The organism is Marinobacterium maritimum, assembly GCF_039523155.1.
Classification (GTDB): domain Bacteria; phylum Pseudomonadota; class Gammaproteobacteria; order Pseudomonadales; family Balneatricaceae; genus Marinobacterium; species Marinobacterium maritimum.
Map to the genome: position 1 here is coordinate 1,390,285 of NZ_BAAAET010000001.1, position 19,887 is coordinate 1,410,171.

The window sequence follows — 19,887 nt, forward strand, 5'->3', positions numbered from 1 at the left end:
CCGTCGCCTGACTGGAGCCCCTGAAATCTTCTCAGGGGCTCCTGAAAGACAAAAACAAAAAGGACAGTCCCATGTTGAACGACACCACCCGCGAAGCCATCGCCGGGCAGATTTTCAGCTGCTTTAAAACCCGAGAGCAGCTGCCATTGCTGACCAAGTCTCACCCCGAGCTTGATATGGAAGATGCCTACCGCATCCAGGAAAAAGTAGTCAGCAAGTTTATTGCTGAGGGCCGCAAGGTTAAGGGTTACAAGATCGGCCTGACCTCCAAGGCGATGCAGGACATGATCGGCGCCACCGAACCGGATTACAGCTCTGTACTGGATGACATGTTCGTCGATGAAGGTGCCGAACTGAGCCGTGACAGCCTCGCCACCCCAATGGTCGAGATCGAGATCGCCTTCGTGATGAAAAAGCGCCTGCAGGGCCCGTTCGTCAACGCGGCCGAGGTGATCCAGGCCACCGATTTTATTCTGCCGTCAATTGAAGTGGTGGACTTCCGTGTGGCGCCAGCACCGGGCATCAATGTGCGCGATACCATTCCGGATCTGGCTGCCGTCGGTAAGGTCGCCCTGGGTGGCAACCCGGTACGCCTGGATGCGATCGATGTGCGCGATATCAACGCCGAGCTGCTGATCAACGGAGAAGTCCGCGAATCCGGTCACTCCTCGGCCGTGCTCGGCAACCCGGTCACCGCGGTGGTTTGGCTGGTAAACAAGCTGTCCGAATTCGGCGTCGCCTTCGAACCGGGTGATGTGATCTTTTCCGGCTCCTGCGTCCGCGCTCTGCCCGTTCAGGCAGGCGACAGCGTCACCGCCCGTTTCGACAAGGGACTGGGCGACGTCAATCTGACCTTCAAGTGAGGTGACCAACATGTCCAACTACCGCTCCAAAATCACTACTGAAGGCCGCCAGGCCGCCGGCGCCCGCGCCCTCTGGCGCGCCACCGGCGTGTGCGACGAGGATTTCGGCAAGCCGATCATTGCCGTGGCCAACTCCTTCACCCAGTTCGTGCCCGGTCATGTGCATCTGAAGGATATCGGCCAGCTGGTCTGCCGTGAGATCGAGAAGGCCGGCGGCATCGCCAAGGAATTCAACACCATCGCCATCGATGACGGTATCGCGCAGGGCCACGACGGTATGCTCTACTCGCTGCCCAGCCGCGACATCATCGCCGATTCTGTCGAATATATGGTCAATGGCCACTGTGCCGACGCCCTGATCTGCATCTCCAACTGCGACAAGATCACCCCTGGAATGCTGATGGCCGCCATGCGCCTCAACATCCCGACGATCTTTGTCTCCGGCGGCCCGATGGAAGCCGGTCGCGTTCAGCTGAAAGAACAGGTGCTGCGCATCGACCCGGTCGACGCCTACGTGGCCGGCGTTAACCCGGCAACGGATCCGGACGAAGCCCTGAAGGTCGAACAGAGCGCCTGCCCGACCTGCGGTTCCTGCTCCGGCATGTTTACCGCCAACTCCATGAACTGCCTCAACGAAGCCCTGGGCCTGGCCCTGCCGGGCAACGGCAGCATGCTGGCGACCCACGCCGACCGCCGCGAGCTGTTTCTGGAAGCCAGTCGCCGTATTGTCGAGATCACCAAACGTCATTACGAACAGGGTGATCAGACCGTACTGCCGCGCAATGTTGCCAACCGTGACGCATTCCATAACGCCATGACCATGGATATCGCCATGGGCGGCTCCACCAACACCATTCTGCACCTGCTGGCTGCAGCGCAGGAAGGCCAGATCGACTTCACCATGGCCGATATCGACCGCCTGTCCCGTGAAGTGCCACACCTGTGCAAGGTATCGCCAGCGACCAACCAGTACTACATGGAGGATGTGCACCGCGCCGGTGGCGTGTTTGCCATTCTGGGCGAGCTTGACCGGGCAAAATTGCTCAACACCAAGGTCAGTACCGTGCACAGCGCTACGCTGGGCGATGCACTGGAGCAATGGGACATCTGCCGTACCGACAAACCCGAGGTGGAGCTGTTCTTCCGCGCCGGTCCCGCCGGTATCCGCACCACCGAAGCCTTCAGCCAGGACTGCCGCTGGGACAGCCTGGACCGTGATCGCGAAAACGGTTGCATACGCAGTCTGGACAATGCCTATAGCACCGAGGGTGGTCTGGCCGTGCTGTTTGGCAACCTCGCCGAGGACGGCTGTATCGTGAAGACCGCCAGCGTACTGCCGCACATGCTTGAATTCGAAGGTGTCGCGCGCGTGTTTGACGATCAGGACAAGGCGTTGGCGGCACTCAATGCCGATGAGATTCAGCCCGGCACCTGCATCATCATTCGCTACGAAGGTCCCAGGGGCGGACCCGGCATGCAGGAAATGCTGCTGCCCACCAGCCTGATCAAGGCCAAGGGACTGGCGGATTCCTGCGCCCTGCTCACCGACGGTCGCTTCTCCGGTGCCACCTCGGGCCTGTCGATCGGTCATACCTCACCGGAAGCTGCCAATGGCGGTGTCATCGGCCTGATTGAGGATGGCGACATCATCGAACTGGATATTCCCAACCGCAGTATCCGTGTGGATCTGTCGGATGAGGTACTGGCCGAACGCCGCCAGCAGATGGAAGCCCGTGGCAACAAGGCCTGGAAACCGTCTGCACCGCGCGCCCGCAAGATCAGCCTGTCACTGAAAGCCTTCGGCCTTCTGGCCACCAGTGCCGACAAGGGCGGTGTACGAAACCGTGAAATGCTCGAAGAGCTGTTCGATTAACCCCCCGAGGTTCAAATGCCCCCCCGGACACACTGCCAGCGCTTGACGCGAAGCCCACATACAGCAGCTGGCCGCATCCGGGGGCACTTGTCAAATTCACCACTGAAATAACAACCATAACGAGAAAAACCCCATGATTAACCTCGCACTGAAAAAATGGCGCGCCAAAGAGCCCAGCCTGGGGATCTGGTCCAACTTGCCTGATATCCATATGGCCGAAATGTTATGCCGGATGGATGTCGACTGGATCTGTTTCGACCTGCAACACGGCCTGATGGACTACAGCGACCTGACCCGACTGCTGCCCGCTGTCACGGGCGTAGCGACAACACCTATCGTGCGTGTAGCGGCCAATCAGCCAGACCAGATTGGCAAGGCGCTGGATGCCGGCGCCCAGGGTGTCATCGTCCCTATGGTGAACACGGCCGAAGATGCCAGACGTGCCGTCTCAGCCTGCCGTTATCCGCCACAGGGCAGCCGTTCCTGTGGCCCCATGCGTGATGCCATGCTGGAAGGTCCTGGTTACCTGGCAACCGCAAATGAACAGGTTGCCTGCCTGGTGATGATCGAAACCGAGGAAGGGCTGCGTAACCTGGATGAAATTGCCGCTGTGGCAGGCGTGGATGGGCTCTTTGTCGGCCCAATGGACCTCTGTTACGGACTTGGTCTGGCACCCGGCAGCTTTACCGATCCGGCTTTTAGCGCTGCCATTGCAAATATTCTCAAGGCCTGTGAGCAAAACGGTCTGGCCAGCGGCATGTTCGGTTATAACGCCGAAATGGCAGCAAGCTCTATTCAGAACGGCTTCAACTTTGCGTCTATCGGTACCGATATCAGCTTTATCCGCACCGGAGCCCTGCAGGCACTCAGTACTGCTCGAGGTGAAGATAATGAGGATGCGCCGGTTGCCCGTGGTGGCTACTAAGACGGCGTCCTGCCTCAGCGCATAATAAGAAAAGAGCGGCAGTATTATGATTACGGAGTTTGATTATATTGTAATTGGAGGCGGAAGCGCGGGTTGTGTCGTAGCGAGCCGCCTGAGTGAAGACCCCAATATCAGTGTCTGCCTGCTGGAAGCGGGCAAACCTGATAACAGCGTCTTGATCCATGCACCGGCGGGCCTCGCCGCAATGGTACCTAAGGGTATTAACAGTTGGCATTATGACACCGTGCCACAAAAAGGTTTTCATGATCGACGCAAAGGTTTTCAGCCTAGAGGAAAAACACTGGGAGGCTCCAGCTCGATAAACGCCATGATGTATATACGTGGCAATAAGTGGGACTATGACAACTGGGCGGCTCAGGGTAACGAGGGCTGGAGCTTTGATGACGTTTTACCCTATTTTAAAAAAGCCGAGAATAATGAAACCTTCACCAATGATGCTTATCACGGCACCGGCGGGCCGCTAAATGTTGCCGAACCAAGAAAACCCAGCCCATTTAATGATCTTTTCCTTGAGGCCTGCCAGTTAAACGGCATTCCCCATAACCAGGATATAAATGGTGAACATCAGGTTGGCTGCCGCCTGAATCAGCTAACCCAAAAAAATGGCGAACGCTGCAGTGCGGCGAAAGGTTACATCACGCCCAACCTGCACCGTCCCAACCTCACAGTCATCACTCAGGCACACGTTCAGCGCATCATCCTTAACGGCAAAACGGCAACCGGCGTTAGCGTCCTGCAAAAAGACCGCAGCGTGGATATACACGCCAGAAAAGAGGTCGTACTGAGTGCGGGAGCCTATGGCTCGCCACAAATACTGGAGCTGAGCGGAATCGGCAGCAAAACCCACCTGGAAAGGCTGGGCCTGAGCGTTCAGCATGAATTGCCAGGTGTGGGTGAAAACCTTCAGGACCATATAACCGCCGTACCTGTATACCGCTCCAGGCACAACGCAGGCACTTTTGGCATATCCCTTCGGGGTGGCTGGGATATGATGAAAGGTATTTTTGAGTGGTCCAGAAAACGAAAAGGCATTCTCACCAGTAACTTTGCTGAGTCTGTCGCCTTTGTTCACATGGATCCGAGTGAGCCCTGTGCTGATATCGAACTGGAGTTCCTGCCCGGCATTGTCGATGACCACGCACGCAAACAGCACCTGGGACATGGCTATTGCGCCCACGCCACCCTGTTACGCCCCAAAAGTATTGGCAGCGTGCATTGCAAATCTGCAGACCCCCTTGTGTCCCCGCTTATTGATCCCAACTTCTTTGATAACGAAGATGATCTGGATCGACTGGCCAGGGGATTGCAACTGGCGCTGGGAATTCTGGAATCCAAACCCTTTGATGCTGTAAGAGGCAAAATGCTGCATCCGCTGGATCGTAATAACTTGCAGCAATTGAAAGACTTCTGCCGCGAGCGAGCCGATACAGAGTATCACCCTGTAGGTACGTGCAAGATGGGACCTGACTCTGATCCTATGGCTGTCGTCGATGCCCAGCTGAAAGTGAAAGGGATCGACTCATTGCGTGTCATCGATGCCTCGATCATGCCCTTCCTGGTCAGCGGCAATACTAATGCACCGTCTATTATGATCGGTGAGAAAGGCGCAGACCTTATTCGACAGGCCCAATAGGACATTTATCTGCAATACCTGGCTGGGGGGCAAACAAGCAATCGCCCCCCGAATCTGCCACCTGATGTTTCAGTTTAAACACTCATAGACACTAGCAGTGTTCCCTACACAACCAATAGTTTGGTCAGCTTAACCATCGTCGGCGCGTGTTCGCTGCTGCTGCATCCCCAGCTTTTCAATACCAACCTTCAGTGTCTGCCCTGGGCGTAAAAACACAGGCGTTGGCTTCTGCCCCAAACCCACCCCTGCCGGGGTTCCGGTAAGAATGACATCCCCCGGATGCAAGCTGAAAAACTGGCTAAGGTAGCTGATCAGCGAGGGAACACTGAAGATCATGGTGCGTGTATTACCACTCTGGTAACAGGTGCCATCCACCTCCAGCCAGATATCCAGTGCCTGGGCGTCTCCCACTTCATCGGCGGTCACCAGCCAGGGCCCCAGAGGTGCAAAACTGTCATAGCTTTTCCCCTTGACCCACTGACCACCCCGCTCGACCTGAAACGATCGCTCGGACAGATCATTGGCCACACAATAGCCTGCCACATAATCCAGTGCCCGGTCTTCGCTGACATGCTTGGCCGTCTTGCCGATCACCACTGCCAGTTCAGCTTCCCAATCGGTTGTTTCCGACCCTGGCGGAATCAGAATGTCGTCATTGGGGCCACTGATTGAACTGGTAAACTTGGCAAACACTACCGGCTCCTCAGGCACCGGCATGCCGGTTTCCTCGGCATGGTCGAAATAGTTCAGGCCGATGCAGATAATCTTGCCAACGCCGGAGACACAGGATCCAAGGCGTGGTTTTCCTGCAACTGGCGGCAGAGTATTGATATCGATTGCCTTCAGCCTTTCCAGGCTTTCAGGGCAGAGCCCCTGACCACCGATGTCATCGATATATTCCGACAAATCTCGAATCTGTCCCTGAGCGTCCAGGATACCTGGCTTTTCCTGCCCCTTGAGGCCGTAGCGTAAAAGTTTCACGATAGTTATTCCTTCAGTAATACTTATTATTGGTTTTTCACTGCGCCATTCAGCGCCACTCTCCCAATACCGCACGAAAACGTGTGCTGCCGACATTACGCAGTACGCGCCGACCCGGCCCGTCATGCCATATGAATGCACCGGGACTCATGCTAACGATACGACTGACGCCATCGTCTTCAATGGACAGCGTTGCCTCAGCCAGCGACACCAGCAATCCTGAAAATTGATAGTCCATCGGGCCCGTGGATTGCCCCGGCGGCAGATCGATCTGATAGCAGCGGATAGACTCCCCTTTGAATGGTTCCTCAACGAGGGTGTGAAAAGGTGCCTCCAGCGGCGCTTCAGCAACCAGCTTGGGAGAACCGCGATGCTCGGCACCGATCATCTGCATCAGGCCCTCACCCTCATTGCGTACCCGATGAATCAGCGGCTCACGGCCATGAGGACGACAGCCGCAGAGCCCTGACGGCAGTTCATGGGTAATGCCTCCATCCTCGCCGTAGGCCTGGTCAAAAACACGAGTGTCATAAACGGTGACATAAAGGGTATTGACGCTGTGGCGGTGATAAAGCGATGTTTCTCCTGGCGCAAAGCGCACGTCGTAGACCCGGGCCCAATCATTTTCAAAACGATGGTAGTGACGCGGCTCATCGACGACCTCCACATAGCCTGCTGCAGCGTCTGCGCGGGTTATGCCAGTTTCAGGGATGTCAAACCGGTCGGCTTTTTCTGGCCCGACTGGGCCGTCATGCAAGCGTTGCATAATCCGTATCCATTCTTGTCCATGCAGGTTTCATCAAGCCTATAAAATTCGGGTAATAAGGGCTGGATACGCCGCAGGGAGGGGACATTGAATCAAGCCTGAGGGCAGAACAGGGATAGCGTTATCCAGATTCTGCCCCGGAATCATCAGGCGTGCAGGCTCTGGTAAGGCGCATCCCCCATATCGGCCAACAGCGCAGCGCCGGTAAGATTCACCTCAGCAAAGGCCTGACGCAGAGTGGTTTCCGAGACCTCCTCCTGCATATTGCCGATGAACGGGAACGCCAGGGTGGCGGCAATCACCGTTGCCACTGAGGCTTCATCATCGAGAGACAGGCCCAATTGACCGAAGGTCACCGGCAGACCGACCCTGGCAAAGAAATGCGCACAACGCTCGGCTTCATCCCGGTCGCCTTCGAGCATCAACTGGGTCAGAATTCCGATCGCTACCATCTCGCCATGCAGGTAGTTGTGATCCACCTCCGGCAACAAGGTCAGCGCCTGTGCCAGCGCGTGGGCACCTGCCACACCGGTACACTCAAAACCGACACCGCTGAGCAGCGTATTGGCCTCAACCACATTCTCAACCGCGTCCGTCACCTGCTGGTCGCGCACCGCTTCAAGCGCAGCAACACCGTGTTCATAGAGAATGTTCGCGCAGGTTTCAGACAGCGCCACACCTGCCAGGGTCGGTCGTCCGCCATAGGGCGAAACACCCGTCGGGTTTCTGTGGCAAGCGCGAGCTTCATACCAGGTGGCCATGGCATCGCCCATGCCCGCCACCAGGTAACGGGGCGGCGCCTTGGCGACAATTTCGGTATCGACCATCACCAGCGCCGGGTTCTCGTCGAACACCTCAAAGGTTTCGGTCGCGCCTTCCGGGGTGTAGATGACCGAGATGGCCGAGCAAGGCGCATCGTTTGACGCCAGGGTCGGCATGATCACCACCGGTACACCCAATCGGTGGGCGATGCTCTTGCCGGCATCCAGCGGCTTGCCACCGCCGAGCGAAATCAGTGCATCGATCGGGGCCTGTTCGCGCAGCTCGGCGGTTCGCGCGTCTATTTCCGCAAATGAACACTCACCGCCAAAGGTGGTAACAAGCGTCTCAATACTGGCAGCTTCCAACGAAGCGATCAGACGCTTGGCCTCTCCACGCTGACTGCGCGGGGTACAGAGGATGGCACAACGCTTTACCTTGAGTGCGGCGAGCGGCTCGGCAGCATTATCGATCAGGCCTGCTGCCTGAATATAGCGCGGAGTGGTACGAAAAAAACGAGGAGTAACTGCTGAGGTTTGCTGTTCCGACATGGGATAGCTCCTGGCAGGTCCGGCCAGCGCTCAGTTGAACCAGTGGCGCGACAGCTCGGACCGAATTATCTGGATGAGGGCGACAGCCACAGAGAACCATCGCCCGATCGCGGACCGCAGACCACTGCTGCGGTCCACCTGCGTCACCGATCAGAGGCGGAATTTGAGCATCAGCTTCATCATTTTGTCGAAGCGATCACCATAGGGAGGTGCCAGCATCAAAATGCCGGATTTTTTCGCCTGCTTGAACACCGGTCGGATCTTGGAGAACTCGAGGAAGCCTTCCCTGCCGTGATAATGCCCCATGCCCGAGTTGCCTACGCCACCAAAGGGCATGTCGTGCTGAGCCACGTGCAGCAGGGTATCGTTGACGGAAACACCCCCGGACAGAGTGTTGTATATCACCTTGTCTTCGGTCTGCTTGTCGTTGGTGAATAGATAAAGTGCCAGCGGGCGCTCACCAGCGTTGATGTAATCAAGCACCTCATCCAGATTGTCGTACAGCTTGATCGGCAGCAGCGGACCAAAGATCTCGTCGCGCATGATCAGCATGTCGTCTTTCACATCCAGCACCGCGGTCGGCGGGAACTTGCGGCTTGCCGCGTTGGGCTGCCCCTTGGCCACCAGCTGAACGGTCTTGGCTCCCTTTTGTGTTGCGTCTTCAACCGTTTGCGAGATGCGCTGGAAAGCGGAATCATCGATCAGCGAGGTGAAGTCGCCGGAATCGGCACTGCCATAACGCTCGTTCAGAACATCCTGCGCATGCCTGATGAACTCCTCGGCTGAGCCACGCGGCAGGTACAGGTAGTCCGGCGCGGTGCAGGTCTGGCCACAGTTGATGAACTTGCCGAACAGCAGTCGTTCAGCCGCTACACGCAGGTCAAAATCCTTGGCCACGATGGTGGGAGACTTGCCACCCAGCTCCAGGGTCACCGGAGTCAGGTACTTGGATACGGTTTCCATTACCACCTTGCCGGTAGCCGGAGAGCCGGTAAATACGAAATGATCCCAGGGACGGTCAGTGAAGGCACTGGCACGCACACCCGGAATAAAGGCGAACTGATCCTCACTGAATTCGGCCGAGATCAGCTTGTCCATCAGGCGACACAGGTTCTGAGAGTTGGCCGCCATCTTGACGATAACCCGGTTGCCGGCTGCCAGAGCCGCGATCGCCGGACCAATTGCCAGTCCCAGCGGGTAGTTCCAGGGGCTGACCACACCAACCACGCCCTTGGGCTGCGGAATAACCCGGTTCTTGGCACCCAGAAAGCTGATACCTACGTGGCGCTTTTCAGGCTTCATCCAGGCTTTGAGATGCTTCTTGTGATAGGCCACAGAGCTGACCATCTGCGCGATTTCCAGCAGCTTAGTTTCCTGGTGGCTGCGGTTGCCGTAATCGGCATTGACCGCTTCACAGATGGCATCCTGATTATCCATCAGAATTCTATCGATCTTGTTCAGAGCATCGATGCGCTCCTGATAGCTCGGGTAGGGCTTTTCGCGCGATGCACGGCGTTGCTTTTCAAAGACCTGATCGATACGGCTCAGCTCTTCTGTCATCTGTAGGGCGGCATTCGTCATGATGACCTCAATCTTATTGTTTCTATCAGGTTCAAAACACGCGCCTAATGAGAACGGCAGCGGGTTGACGGTAGATAAGAACGGCAATGCAGCCCCGAGCAATACAGCAAGGTTCCCAGAGCCAACTCCAGCCACTGCCTTGGAGTCGGACTCGGGAACGCCGGACATGGATGCTGGCCATTCTTTATGCAGACAGACTAAAAGAGCCCCCGGACACCAGCTTGACAGTACATGATCCCAATTTGACAGAAAGCGTCAGGAGTAAGGAGCGTTCAGGTTTCAGGCGGGTGCAGGGAAAGAAAAAACGATGCGGCAACTATCAAACACGGATACAGGGTATTCCCTGAGCAAAAAGGTCGTCGAAAGTCAAATAGCGTTCGTGATATGTCAAGCACATTCGCCAGCCAGTTTGCATTATGCGACTTAGTGAAAACGCTTCCTTGGCATACAAACAATAAAATTCAGGAGCTGACCCATCATGAAAGGCTGGAGTTTATCCCCTTCACCTGCCGACATGCCTGCAATTCAGGCGGCTCCTCTGCGTCATACCGATTACCTGGCCAGTCTCCATTCGGCCACCTCCGCACCGGCGCGCTGATGACATACGGCATGGTACCTACACCTGTAGCGCACAATGTCCGCCGGATTCTTCGACAATAAATAGAAAAGAGACAAGCAGATGGCTACCAAAATTCTCCCTCCCAGTGACTCTGCCTATCAGTATCCGTTGCTGATCAAGCAACTGTTGCACTCCAGTCAGCGCTTCGAGAACAACAATCCCATCGTATCGGGGCCACACCGTTTCAGCTACGCCCAGTTCAATGAGCGCGTCTGCCGGCTGGCCAATGCGCTCAAGGCAGCTGGCATCGGCCCGGGCGACACCGTCGCCGTGATGGACTGGGATAGCCATCGTTATCTGGAGTGTTTCTTCGCCATCCCCATGATCGGCGCGATCCTTCACACCGTTAATATTCGCCTTTCGCCGGGACAGATCCTCTACACCATGAACCATGCCGAAGACGATCTGGTACTGGTGCATGACGACTTTGTGCCGATTATTGATGGCATCAAGGACCAGCTGGAGACGGTCAAGGGTTTTATCCGCCTAAGCGACGAATCTCAGTCTCCGAGCAGTGAATTCCCCACCCTGGGTGAATACGAGGCGCTGCTGGCACAGGCCGACGTACACTATGACTTCCCGGACTTCGACGAGAACTCCGTCGCCACGACCTTCTACACCACCGGCACCACCGGCAACCCCAAGGGCGTTTATTTCTCCCACCGCCAGCTGGTGCTGCACACACTGAATATGGTCAACATGCTGCAATCACGCAGCAGTGAGGGCGCGCTGCTGAACCACGACGGCGTCTATATGCCGATCACGCCGATGTTCCATGTACATGCCTGGGGCATCCCCTACGCCGCCACCATGATGGGCGTCAAGCAGGTCTACCCGGGACGTTACATCCCGGATGAACTGACCCGTCTGATTCGAGAAGAGGGTGTCACCTTCTCCCACTGCGTTCCGACGATTCTGCAAATGGTGCTGCAGTCCAGCGAAGCCCCGGATACCGATTTCCGCGGCTGGACCGTGATCATCGGCGGCAGCGCACTGACCTCGGGCCTGGCCAAAGCCGCCATGGAGCGCGGCATTCAGCCCTACAGCGCCTACGGCATGTCAGAAACCTGCCCACTGCTGGCGATCACCCGCATGGGCAAGGAAGAGCACGCCCTGGCCGAAGAGGATCAGATCGGCTGGCGCATCAAAGCCGGCCTGCCCAGCGATCTGGTGGATATCCAGATCTGGAACCCGGAAGGCGAGGTATTGCCGCACGATGGCAAGAGCACCGGTGAACTGGTCACCCGCTCACCCTGGCTGACCCAGAGCTACCTGAACGAACCGGAGAAAGGCGATGAACTCTGGCAAGGCGGCTGGTTGCATACCGGCGATATCGCCTGTATCCACCCTGATGGCAGCGTCGAGATCAAAGATCGCATCAAGGACGTAATCAAGACCGGCGGCGAATGGATCTCCTCGCTCGAGCTGGAAAGCCTGATCAGCAAGCATGCAGGTGTATCCGCGGTAACCGTGGTCGGCGTGCCGGACGAGCGCTGGGGCGAACGTCCCTTCGCCCTGGTCGTACCTAACTGTGAAGACCTGGAGACCGAAAGTCTGATCGAACATCTGCAGCAGTTTGTCGACGACGGCACCATTAACAAGTGGGCCATTCCGAAAGAATTCAAGCTGGTCGACGACATTCCCAAGACCAGTGTCGGCAAGATCGACAAGAAACTGATCCGGGCACAGATTTCCTGATCCCTGCTCCCAGATGAAAACCGGTCGGCCGTCCGTGCCGACCGGCACTCTAACCATGCTCCTCGGAGAATAATAAGACATGGAATATGCTGGATTAATCGGCGGCGTCGTGCTGCTCATCTGGTTGGCCCTGCGCGGGGTGAACATCATCCTGTCGTCGCTGATCTGCTCCCTTCTGGTCGTACTGACCAATGATCTGCCACTGGCCCCCAGCCTGTCGGAATACTATGCCTTCGGCCCGCTGGGCGCTTTCACCTTTGCCGGAAAATTCTTCCTGCTGTTTGCCGCCGGCTCCATCTTTGGCCGTGTCATGGGAGACAGCCATGCGGCTTCCAGTATTGCCATCGCACTGGTTCGGCGTCTGGGATCTCACCGAGCACTCTGGATTACCACCCTTGCCTGTGCCCTGCTGACCTATGGCGGTGTCGTCGCCTTCGTGGTCATTTTCGCCATCTACCCGCTGGGGCTAAAACTGCTGCAGGAAGCCAACATTCCCAAGCGCCTGTTCGTGGGCGCCTTTGCCTTAGGCGGCGGCACCTTTACCCTGACCACGCTCCCCGGTACACCATCCATCCACAACGTGATTTCATCGGTTGCACTGGGTACGGACCTCTTTGCCGGTTTCTGGATTGGCATCATCGGTGGCCTGGCCATGTTTCTGTTGGGCATGTGGTATCTGGAGCGCCAGCGCAAGCTGGCGATCCTGAACGGTGAGTGCTTCGAACCGGGCCCCAATGATCGCATCTCAACCATCGACGAGCGCGATTACCCGCACTGGGCACTGGCCTTGCTGCCGATGGTATTGGTGCTGTCCCTGATCATCCTGCCGCGCGTGATCAGCATGTCGATGGACATCAGCACCCTCGCCGAGGATTCCCTGCTGAAAGCTCTGATCACCTTCGCCAACAGCCAGCCCATTGTCTGGCCCAGCATCGCACTGCTGACAGGCTCGGTTTTTGCAGCTCTGCTGTTCTCCCATATTCGCCGCGATGCCCTGATCGTCATGGGACATGGCACTCAGGATTCCATCATGCCGCTGATCAACACCGCGGCGGTGATCGGCTTTGGCGGCATAGTGACTCACACCAGCGGATTCCTTGAGTTCACCTCGGCCATGATCAATTCCGACCTGCCGCCGCTGTTATCCGCCTTTACCTCGGTCAGTCTGGTGGCCGCCATCACCGGCTCAGCTTCGGGCGGCCTGCAGATTTTCATGCAGACCATGGCACCAGCCTATATCGAGATGGGACTGGACCCGCAAATTCTGCACCGCATCGCCGCTATGGCCAGCGGGGGCTTCGACTCCCTGCCCCACTGCGGCACCGTGGTCGCCACCCTGACCATCTGTGGCCTGACGCATAAACAGGGCTACAAGGACATCGGCATGATCACCGTGGTGATTCCCGTGCTGGTCACGGTTGCCATGATCACCTTTTTCTCGCTCTAGGCCGATACCGACTCACTACCTGGCTTGAAACCAATAACAATACAGGACCAATTACATGAGCAAGCCGATCCTTCTTGTTACCCGCCCTCTGCCCCAGGCCATGCTGGATGCGCTGGGTCAGTTCGGTGAAGTACAGGTCATTGATCTGAACGCCACTGCCATCCCGAATGGCGATATTGTGGTTTCCACTCCGCTGGATCCTATCCGCAGCGAAACCCTCGCACGCCTGCCTGCCTCCGTGGGCCTGATAGCCAATATCGGTATCGGCCTGGACCATATCGACCTGCGCGCCGCCCGTGAACGCGGCATTGCGGTCAGCAATACCCCGGTAGTGACCGAGGATACCGCCGACCTGACCCTGGCGCTGCTGATGGCCACCTGCCGCAAGCTCAGCGCCAGCGAGCGTTACCTGCGCGCGGACAACTGGGCCGCGGGCATGGGACAGCTGGGCATTCGCGTACACAGCAAGACGCTGGGCATCATCGGCCTGGGCGCCATCGGTCAGGCCGTTGCCCGACGCGCCAAGGGCTTCGGCATGACCGTCATCTACAGCAACCGCAGCCGTAATGTTGCGGCCGAAGAAGCCCTGGGCGGTGCCCGTTACTGTGAAACCCTTGATGAGCTGCTGGCTGAAGCAGATATCGTCTCACTCAACTGCGACCTCAACCCGCAGACCCACCACATCATCAATGCCGATACTCTGGCGAAGATGAAGCCCGGCGCGGTGCTGATCAACTCTGGCCGTGGCCCGCTGGTGGATGAAGCCGCCCTGATCGAAGCGCTGAAGCACGGTCACCTCGGCGGTGCGGGCCTGGATGTCTATGAGTTCGAGCCCAACGTCAGCCCGGAGCTGATGACCTTCGATAACGTGACCCTGCTGCCACATATCGGCAGTGCCACTCAGGAGTGTCGCGCCGATATGGCGAAACGCGTGTGCATGAACATCGGCCATTTCATCCAGCAGGGTGCACCGCTGGACAGCTGCAACTGAGCCCACAAGATAAGGTTTTCACTATGAGTATTTTCAACGTTAACCCGGTTACGGTCGACGACTACCGACGCCTTGCCAGACGCAAATTGCCGCGCTTCCTGTTCGACTATCTGGATGGCGGCGCTAATGCCGAAGCCACCCTGGCGGCCAACGTCAACGACTTTGACCGCTACCGACTCAAGCAGCGAGTGATGCGTAACGTCGACAACATCGATACATCAACCAAGCTGGCGGGCTTCGATGCCGCGATGCCGGTTGCGCTGGCCCCTGTGGGCATGGCCGGCATGTATGCCCGGCGTGGTGAAACTCAAGGTGCCCGCGCCGCTGATGCCCAGGGTATTCCCTTTACCTGCTCAACGCTTGGCATCTGCTCGGTAGAGGAAATTACGGCCGCCACCGGCAAGCCGATCTGGTTTCAGCTCTATATGCTGCGTGACCGGGACGTTATTCAGTCCCTGCTCAAGCGGGCCGAGGCAGCCGGTGTCACCACGCTGCTCTTCACCGTTGACCTGCCGCTGCCTGGCATGCGTCTGCGCGACTACCGAAATGGCATGATCGGCACCAACCTGTGCAGCAAGTTGTCCAAGACTGCCCAGCTGGCCTACAGCCCGCGCTGGATCATGGATGTGGGCATCAAGGGCAAGCCGCATACCATCGGCAACCTGAGCGAAGTGGTTCCCGACCCGGACGATCTTAATGAGTACAAGGCGTTCATCGACAGCCAGTTCGATACCAGTGTGACCTGGGAGGATATCGCCTGGCTGAGGTCCATCTGGCCGGGCAAGTTGATCATCAAGGGCGTGATGGAAGTGGAAGACGCTCAGGCAGCGGTCAACGCCGGTGCCGACGGCGTTGTGGTGTCCAACCATGGCGGTCGCCAGCTCGACTCCGTCGCATCCAGTATCACCAAGCTGCCAGCGATTGCTCAGGCCGTCGGCGACCAGTGCGAAGTCTATATCGACAGCGGTATTCGCAGCGGTATTGATGTGGTCAAGGCCGTGGCGCTGGGCGCTCAAGGTGTTCTCATCGGTCGCCCCTGGATCTATGCCATGGCGGGAGCCGGTGAACAGGGGGTTAAGGACCTGCTGGCGACGTTCCAGAATGAGATCAGAACCGCCATGGCATTGATGGGCGTTAACAGCCTGGCAGAACTGACCCCCGAACTGCTTGAACGGGTCTGATACCTGTCATCCATCAAAATGCAATCGGGCCGGCACACGCCTCTGTGTACGGCCCGGTTTCTGTGGTAAGCGCTCGTTTTGGTGTAATGCCTCCCCGCCGCCATAACGCGTATTGCGTGCACAGGAACGAGGCGCTCTGGTGTGATGCTGTTACCTTCAAAACTAGATAAGTGAGACGCCGCTTTTTTCTGTAACTGTCGCGGCCCCTGATCGTTCAATTATTTTAATCAACACCGACTGAATCGTTTCATCATCGCGCACATCCGTTTCACTAACAAGTCGCTGCTCTTGTGGCTCACTTCCTTCCGCTTCGATGTACGTCACAACAACTTCTGTCGCGAAATCGGGCGACTTTCCAAAGTATGAAAGCGATACTTCCGGATAACCTTTAAAGCCCTTTTTTACGTGCTTTGCGATACGTTTCTTCGCTTTATCCACATTCATGATTGAATCCCTGCGGTTGATGGAGCTTGTAGGTATATGACGCCTTGGCAAGCCCTCACAGCCAGGGTCAGCATCTGTAATGCATTATGCATTGTTACCAATACACTTATGCCATATAGCTCATGGCTAAAGGAAGATATTGAAGGTCTTTACATGCAATCAGTCACCACGCTCAATAAAGGCTTCCAGTCCGGCAGGGTTCTTCAGATAGACCTGGCCATAGCGATATTCCAGCAGCCCCTCTTCAACCAGCGGCTGCATTGCCCGGTTGGCCGCCTGCCGAGTGATACCCAGCATATTGCCCAGTTGCTCCTGGGTCAGTTTCAGGGACACGGGCTGATCCGAACGACCATACTGAAAGGCGGCAATAAACAGCAGCCGCCTGGCCAAGCGCTCAGGAATGCCTTTCAGCGCGTCATCCTCAATCACCGTAAAGGCCGCCCTCAGGCGCTCTCCCAGCTCCCTGACGATACAGGCATAGCCTTGCGGGTAGGCTTCCAGCAGTGCGTTAATCTCTTGTGACGAAAATTCGATCAACCGTGTCGGCTCATGCGCGACCGCGCCATACGCGCGCGTGGCATCCGCACAGAACACCGCATCGCCAAACCAGTTGCCCGGCCCGCAAATGGTCAGGGTCAGCTCCTTGCCAGAGGTATTGATCGCGTTAATTCTGACCGCACCGGACTCGATCACGGCCAGTGTCTTGGCCGTGCTGCCCTTGGTATAAATGGTTTGCCCTTCGGCAAAGGTCAGCACTCGGGCAATCCGCGCCGCTTGCTCCACCCCTTCCCGAGGCAGGCCGGCCAGCAGGCGACAGCCGGCAAGGGTTTCAAGTACGTCGTTCATCCTGAATTGTTACTCTGATAACAGTGTTGCGTTCCACTCCTGTCTTACACTCGAGAGCAAGCGTTGTACATAAATCCCAATAACAGCGACGCTTATTCGACAGGAGAACAAGATGATTACTGGAAGCCTGTTCGGGCGTGCCAAGCGCATGCTCCTGGGGTTCGCACTTCTCTGCCTTTCCCTCGGGGCCTCCGCTGCAGAACGCCCCAACATCCTCGTCATCATGGGCGATGATATCGGTATTACCAATATCAGCAAATACAGCCATGGCATGATGGGATTTCAAACACCCAATATCGATCGGATTGCCAATGAGGGCATGATGTTCACCGACTACTACGGTGAACAGAGCTGCACCGCCGGCCGTTCAGCCTTTATCACCGGCCAGCACCCGATCCGCACCGGTCTGACCAAGGTGGGTATTCCCGGCGCCCCGTTGGGCATCCAGCCGGAAGATCCCACGCTGGCGGAACTGCTTAAGCCGCTGGGCTATGCCACCGGCCAGTTTGGCAAGAACCACCTGGGTGACCGCGACGAATTCCTGCCGACCAACCACGGCTTTGACGAATTTTTCGGCAACCTCTACCACCTCAACGCCGAGGAAGCACCTGAAGATCCGGCCTGGCCGCAGGATCCGAAGCTCCAGTCTATGATTACGCCTCGCGGCGTCATTCGCTCCTTCGCCGACGGCAAGGTCGAAGACCTGGGGCCGCTGAACACCAAGCGCATGGAAACCATCGACGAGGAGTTCCTGCAGGCGTCGCTGAACTTTATGGAGAAGGCCCATAACAAGGAACAGCCGTTCTTCGTCTGGTTCAACTCCACCCGCATGCATTATTACACCCATATCAAGGATGAAACCCGCGGTCTCTCCGGCCAGGGCTTTTACAACGACGGTATGGTCGAGCATGATGGCCAGGTCGGTCAGCTGCTGGCCAAGCTGGATGACCTGGGTGTAGCGGACAACACTATCGTGATCTACACCACCGATAACGGCGTCCACTACAACCACTGGCCCGATGCCGGCATCACGCCTTTCCGCGGTGAGAAAAACACCAACTGGGAAGGCAGTTTCCGCGTACCGGCCATGGTTCGCTGGCCAGGCAAGATTGAAGCCAACAGCATCTCCAACGACATCATGTCACATCAGGACTGGGTACCGACGCTGATGGCCGCCGCAGGCGAGCCTAATATCACACAGAAGCTACTCAAGGGTCACGAAGCCAACGGCAAGACCTTCAACGTGCACCTGGACGGTTACAATTTCCTGCCCTACCTGACCGGTGAGACCACCGAAGCGCCGCGCAAGGATTTCGTTTATGCCAGCGACGGCGCTGACATTCTGGCCCTGCGCGATGGCGACTGGAAGATCGTCTTTGCCGAACAGCGTGCACACCGCTTTGACGTCTGGGCTGAGCCGTTCGTAAAACTGCGTGTTCCCAAGGTGTTCAACCTGCGCCAGGACCCGTTCGAGCGCGCCGACACCGATTCCAACTCCTATCAAGTCTGGTGGGACCGCAAGATCCAGGCCCGTGGCATGGCCACCCTGATCAAGATGAAACAGTTCCTCAGCACCTTCAAGGACTACCCGCCACGCCAGCGACCGGCTACGTTTACCATTGACCAGATGATGGAACAGTTCATCAAGGCAGGTCAGTAAAACGTTGGGGAAACCTGGCCCGGCTCCAACCGATGGCGCCAGGTTTCCCCTTGCCGGTTTTCCCTTGTGAGGACGCCCATGACGACCCACGAAGCCATTCTGTCCCTGATCGAACGCCTGCAAACCGAAGTGCTGGGCCAGGAACAATTAATCGAGCATTTGATACTCGCCCTGCTCGCCGACGGCCATGTGCTGATTGAAAGCCTTCCCGGCCTGGCCAAGACCCGCACCGTCAAACGCCTGGCCTTCCATCTCGATGCCAGGATGAGTCGTATCCAGTTCACACCAGACCTGCTGCCATCCGACCTGACCGGTTCAGAAGTGCTCCATTACGCCGATGGCGTGCAGTCATTGCAGTTCGAGCCTGGCCCCCTGTTCGGCAACCTGATTCTGGCCGACGAGATCAACCGCGCCCCTGCCAAGGTGCAGTCCGCCCTGCTCGAGGTGATGGAAGAACGGCAGATCACGGTCTCCGGCCATACCCACCTGATGCCCGAGCCCTTCATGGTGCTGGCGACCCAGAACCCCATTGAGCAGGAAGGCACCTATCCACTGCCGGAAGCCCAGATGGACCGTTTCCTGATGAAACTGGTGCTGGACTACCCGAGCCATGCGCACGAATGTGAAGTGCTGCGACTGGTCCGCACCGAACAGCAGACTGGCACGCCAGCACTTGGGCTGGATCCTGCAATGTTGCTTAGTGCCCGTCAGGAGACCAATCAGCTGTTCGTATCACCCAAGGTGGATGAGTACATTGTCAGCCTGGTGCAGGCCACGCGTCCCGCGTTCGCGCCTGACGAAGCGCTGCGCAGCTGGATCGAGACCGGTGTCAGCCCACGCGGCAGTATCGCACTGGATCGTGCCGCACGCGCCCACGCCTGGCTCTACCAGCAGTCTCATGTGACACCTGACAATGTGCGTGCGGTGGCCCTGCCGGTCCTGCGCCATCGCTTGAGGCTCAGTTACGACGCCATCGCCGATAACATCAGTGAAGACATCATCATTGCACGCTTGTTGGATCAGGTGACGATCCCGGCCTGAGGTAAGT

At 57.4% G+C, this 19,887-nt stretch carries 16 protein-coding genes; 10 read left to right on the plus strand and 6 right to left on the minus strand.

The window, feature by feature from the left end; all coding sequences use genetic code 11:
- The first annotated feature begins 71 nt into the window (after positions 1–71).
- From ABD013_RS06325 to ABD013_RS06340, 4 genes are all read left to right on the plus strand, one after another.
- Entirely contained in the window at positions 72–863 is a 792-nt protein-coding gene (locus ABD013_RS06325) for a 2-keto-4-pentenoate hydratase (protein WP_343803851.1), read from the plus strand.
- Between the two features lie 10 nt (positions 864–873).
- Positions 874–2,736 carry a dihydroxy-acid dehydratase gene (gene ilvD / locus ABD013_RS06330; protein ID WP_343803854.1) on the plus strand — a complete coding sequence of 621 codons (1,863 nt, stop codon included), beginning with the start codon at positions 874–876 and terminating at the stop codon, positions 2,734–2,736.
- A 133-nt stretch (positions 2,737–2,869) separates the two neighbouring features.
- Positions 2,870–3,661, plus strand: a complete 792-nt coding sequence (locus ABD013_RS06335; protein ID WP_343803857.1) for an HpcH/HpaI aldolase family protein — start codon at positions 2,870–2,872, stop codon at positions 3,659–3,661.
- A 46-nt stretch (positions 3,662–3,707) separates the two neighbouring features.
- Positions 3,708–5,315 carry a GMC family oxidoreductase gene (locus tag ABD013_RS06340; RefSeq protein ID WP_343803860.1) on the plus strand — a complete coding sequence of 536 codons (1,608 nt, stop codon included), beginning with the start codon at positions 3,708–3,710 and terminating at the stop codon, positions 5,313–5,315.
- A 129-nt stretch (positions 5,316–5,444) separates the two neighbouring features.
- Here ABD013_RS06340 and ABD013_RS06345 read toward each other — a convergent pair whose 3' ends face one another.
- The 4 genes from ABD013_RS06345 to ABD013_RS06360 all read right to left on the minus strand — a co-directional run bounded on the left by ABD013_RS06345 (position 5,445) and on the right by ABD013_RS06360 (position 9,953).
- Complete coding sequence (locus tag ABD013_RS06345; RefSeq protein ID WP_343803863.1) at positions 5,445–6,296, minus strand: fumarylacetoacetate hydrolase family protein; 852 nt, start codon at positions 6,294–6,296, stop codon at positions 5,445–5,447.
- Between the two features lie 49 nt (positions 6,297–6,345).
- Positions 6,346–7,062 carry a hypothetical protein gene (locus ABD013_RS06350; RefSeq protein WP_343803866.1) on the minus strand — a complete coding sequence of 239 codons (717 nt, stop codon included), beginning with the start codon at positions 7,060–7,062 and terminating at the stop codon, positions 6,346–6,348.
- 146 nt (positions 7,063–7,208) lie between these two features.
- On the minus strand, positions 7,209–8,372 hold the full coding sequence (locus tag ABD013_RS06355; protein WP_343803870.1) for a glycerol dehydrogenase: 1,164 nt from the start codon (positions 8,370–8,372) through the stop codon (positions 7,209–7,211).
- A 150-nt stretch (positions 8,373–8,522) separates the two neighbouring features.
- The gene (locus ABD013_RS06360) at positions 8,523–9,953 is read right to left on the minus strand and encodes a coniferyl aldehyde dehydrogenase (RefSeq protein WP_343803872.1); all 1,431 of its coding nucleotides are present in this window, start codon (positions 9,951–9,953) and stop codon (positions 8,523–8,525) included.
- Between the two features lie 679 nt (positions 9,954–10,632).
- Between ABD013_RS06360 and ABD013_RS06365 the strand changes: the two genes are divergently transcribed.
- The 4 genes from ABD013_RS06365 (at position 10,633) to ABD013_RS06380 (ending at position 15,889) form a co-directional block, all read left to right on the plus strand.
- Entirely contained in the window at positions 10,633–12,270 is a 1,638-nt protein-coding gene (locus tag ABD013_RS06365) for a fatty acid--CoA ligase (protein WP_343803875.1), read from the plus strand.
- Positions 12,271–12,349: 79 nt separating this feature from the next.
- Positions 12,350–13,717: a GntP family permease gene (locus tag ABD013_RS06370; protein ID WP_343803878.1), complete on the plus strand. Its 1,368-nt coding sequence runs from the start codon at positions 12,350–12,352 to the stop codon at positions 13,715–13,717.
- Between the two features lie 55 nt (positions 13,718–13,772).
- Positions 13,773–14,708, plus strand: coding sequence for a 2-hydroxyacid dehydrogenase (locus ABD013_RS06375; RefSeq protein WP_343803881.1), 936 nt, complete (start codon positions 13,773–13,775; stop codon positions 14,706–14,708).
- 23 nt (positions 14,709–14,731) lie between these two features.
- Positions 14,732–15,889 carry an L-lactate dehydrogenase gene (locus tag ABD013_RS06380; RefSeq protein WP_343803884.1) on the plus strand — a complete coding sequence of 386 codons (1,158 nt, stop codon included), beginning with the start codon at positions 14,732–14,734 and terminating at the stop codon, positions 15,887–15,889.
- A 162-nt stretch (positions 15,890–16,051) separates the two neighbouring features.
- Here the strand turns inward: ABD013_RS06380 and ABD013_RS06385 are convergent, their stop codons facing one another.
- The gene (locus ABD013_RS06385) at positions 16,052–16,333 is read right to left on the minus strand and encodes a hypothetical protein (RefSeq protein WP_343803887.1); all 282 of its coding nucleotides are present in this window, start codon (positions 16,331–16,333) and stop codon (positions 16,052–16,054) included.
- Between the two features lie 159 nt (positions 16,334–16,492).
- Positions 16,493–17,179 (minus strand): Crp/Fnr family transcriptional regulator, encoded by a 687-nt coding sequence (locus tag ABD013_RS06390; RefSeq protein ID WP_343803890.1) that lies wholly within the window; start codon positions 17,177–17,179, stop codon positions 16,493–16,495.
- 112 nt (positions 17,180–17,291) lie between these two features.
- Between ABD013_RS06390 and ABD013_RS06395 the strand changes: the two genes are divergently transcribed.
- On the plus strand, positions 17,292–18,839 hold the full coding sequence (locus ABD013_RS06395) for an arylsulfatase (RefSeq protein WP_343803893.1): 1,548 nt from the start codon (positions 17,292–17,294) through the stop codon (positions 18,837–18,839).
- 78 nt (positions 18,840–18,917) lie between these two features.
- Entirely contained in the window at positions 18,918–19,880 is a 963-nt protein-coding gene (locus ABD013_RS06400) for an AAA family ATPase (protein WP_343803896.1), read from the plus strand.
- The last annotated feature ends 7 nt before the right edge of the window (positions 19,881–19,887 follow it).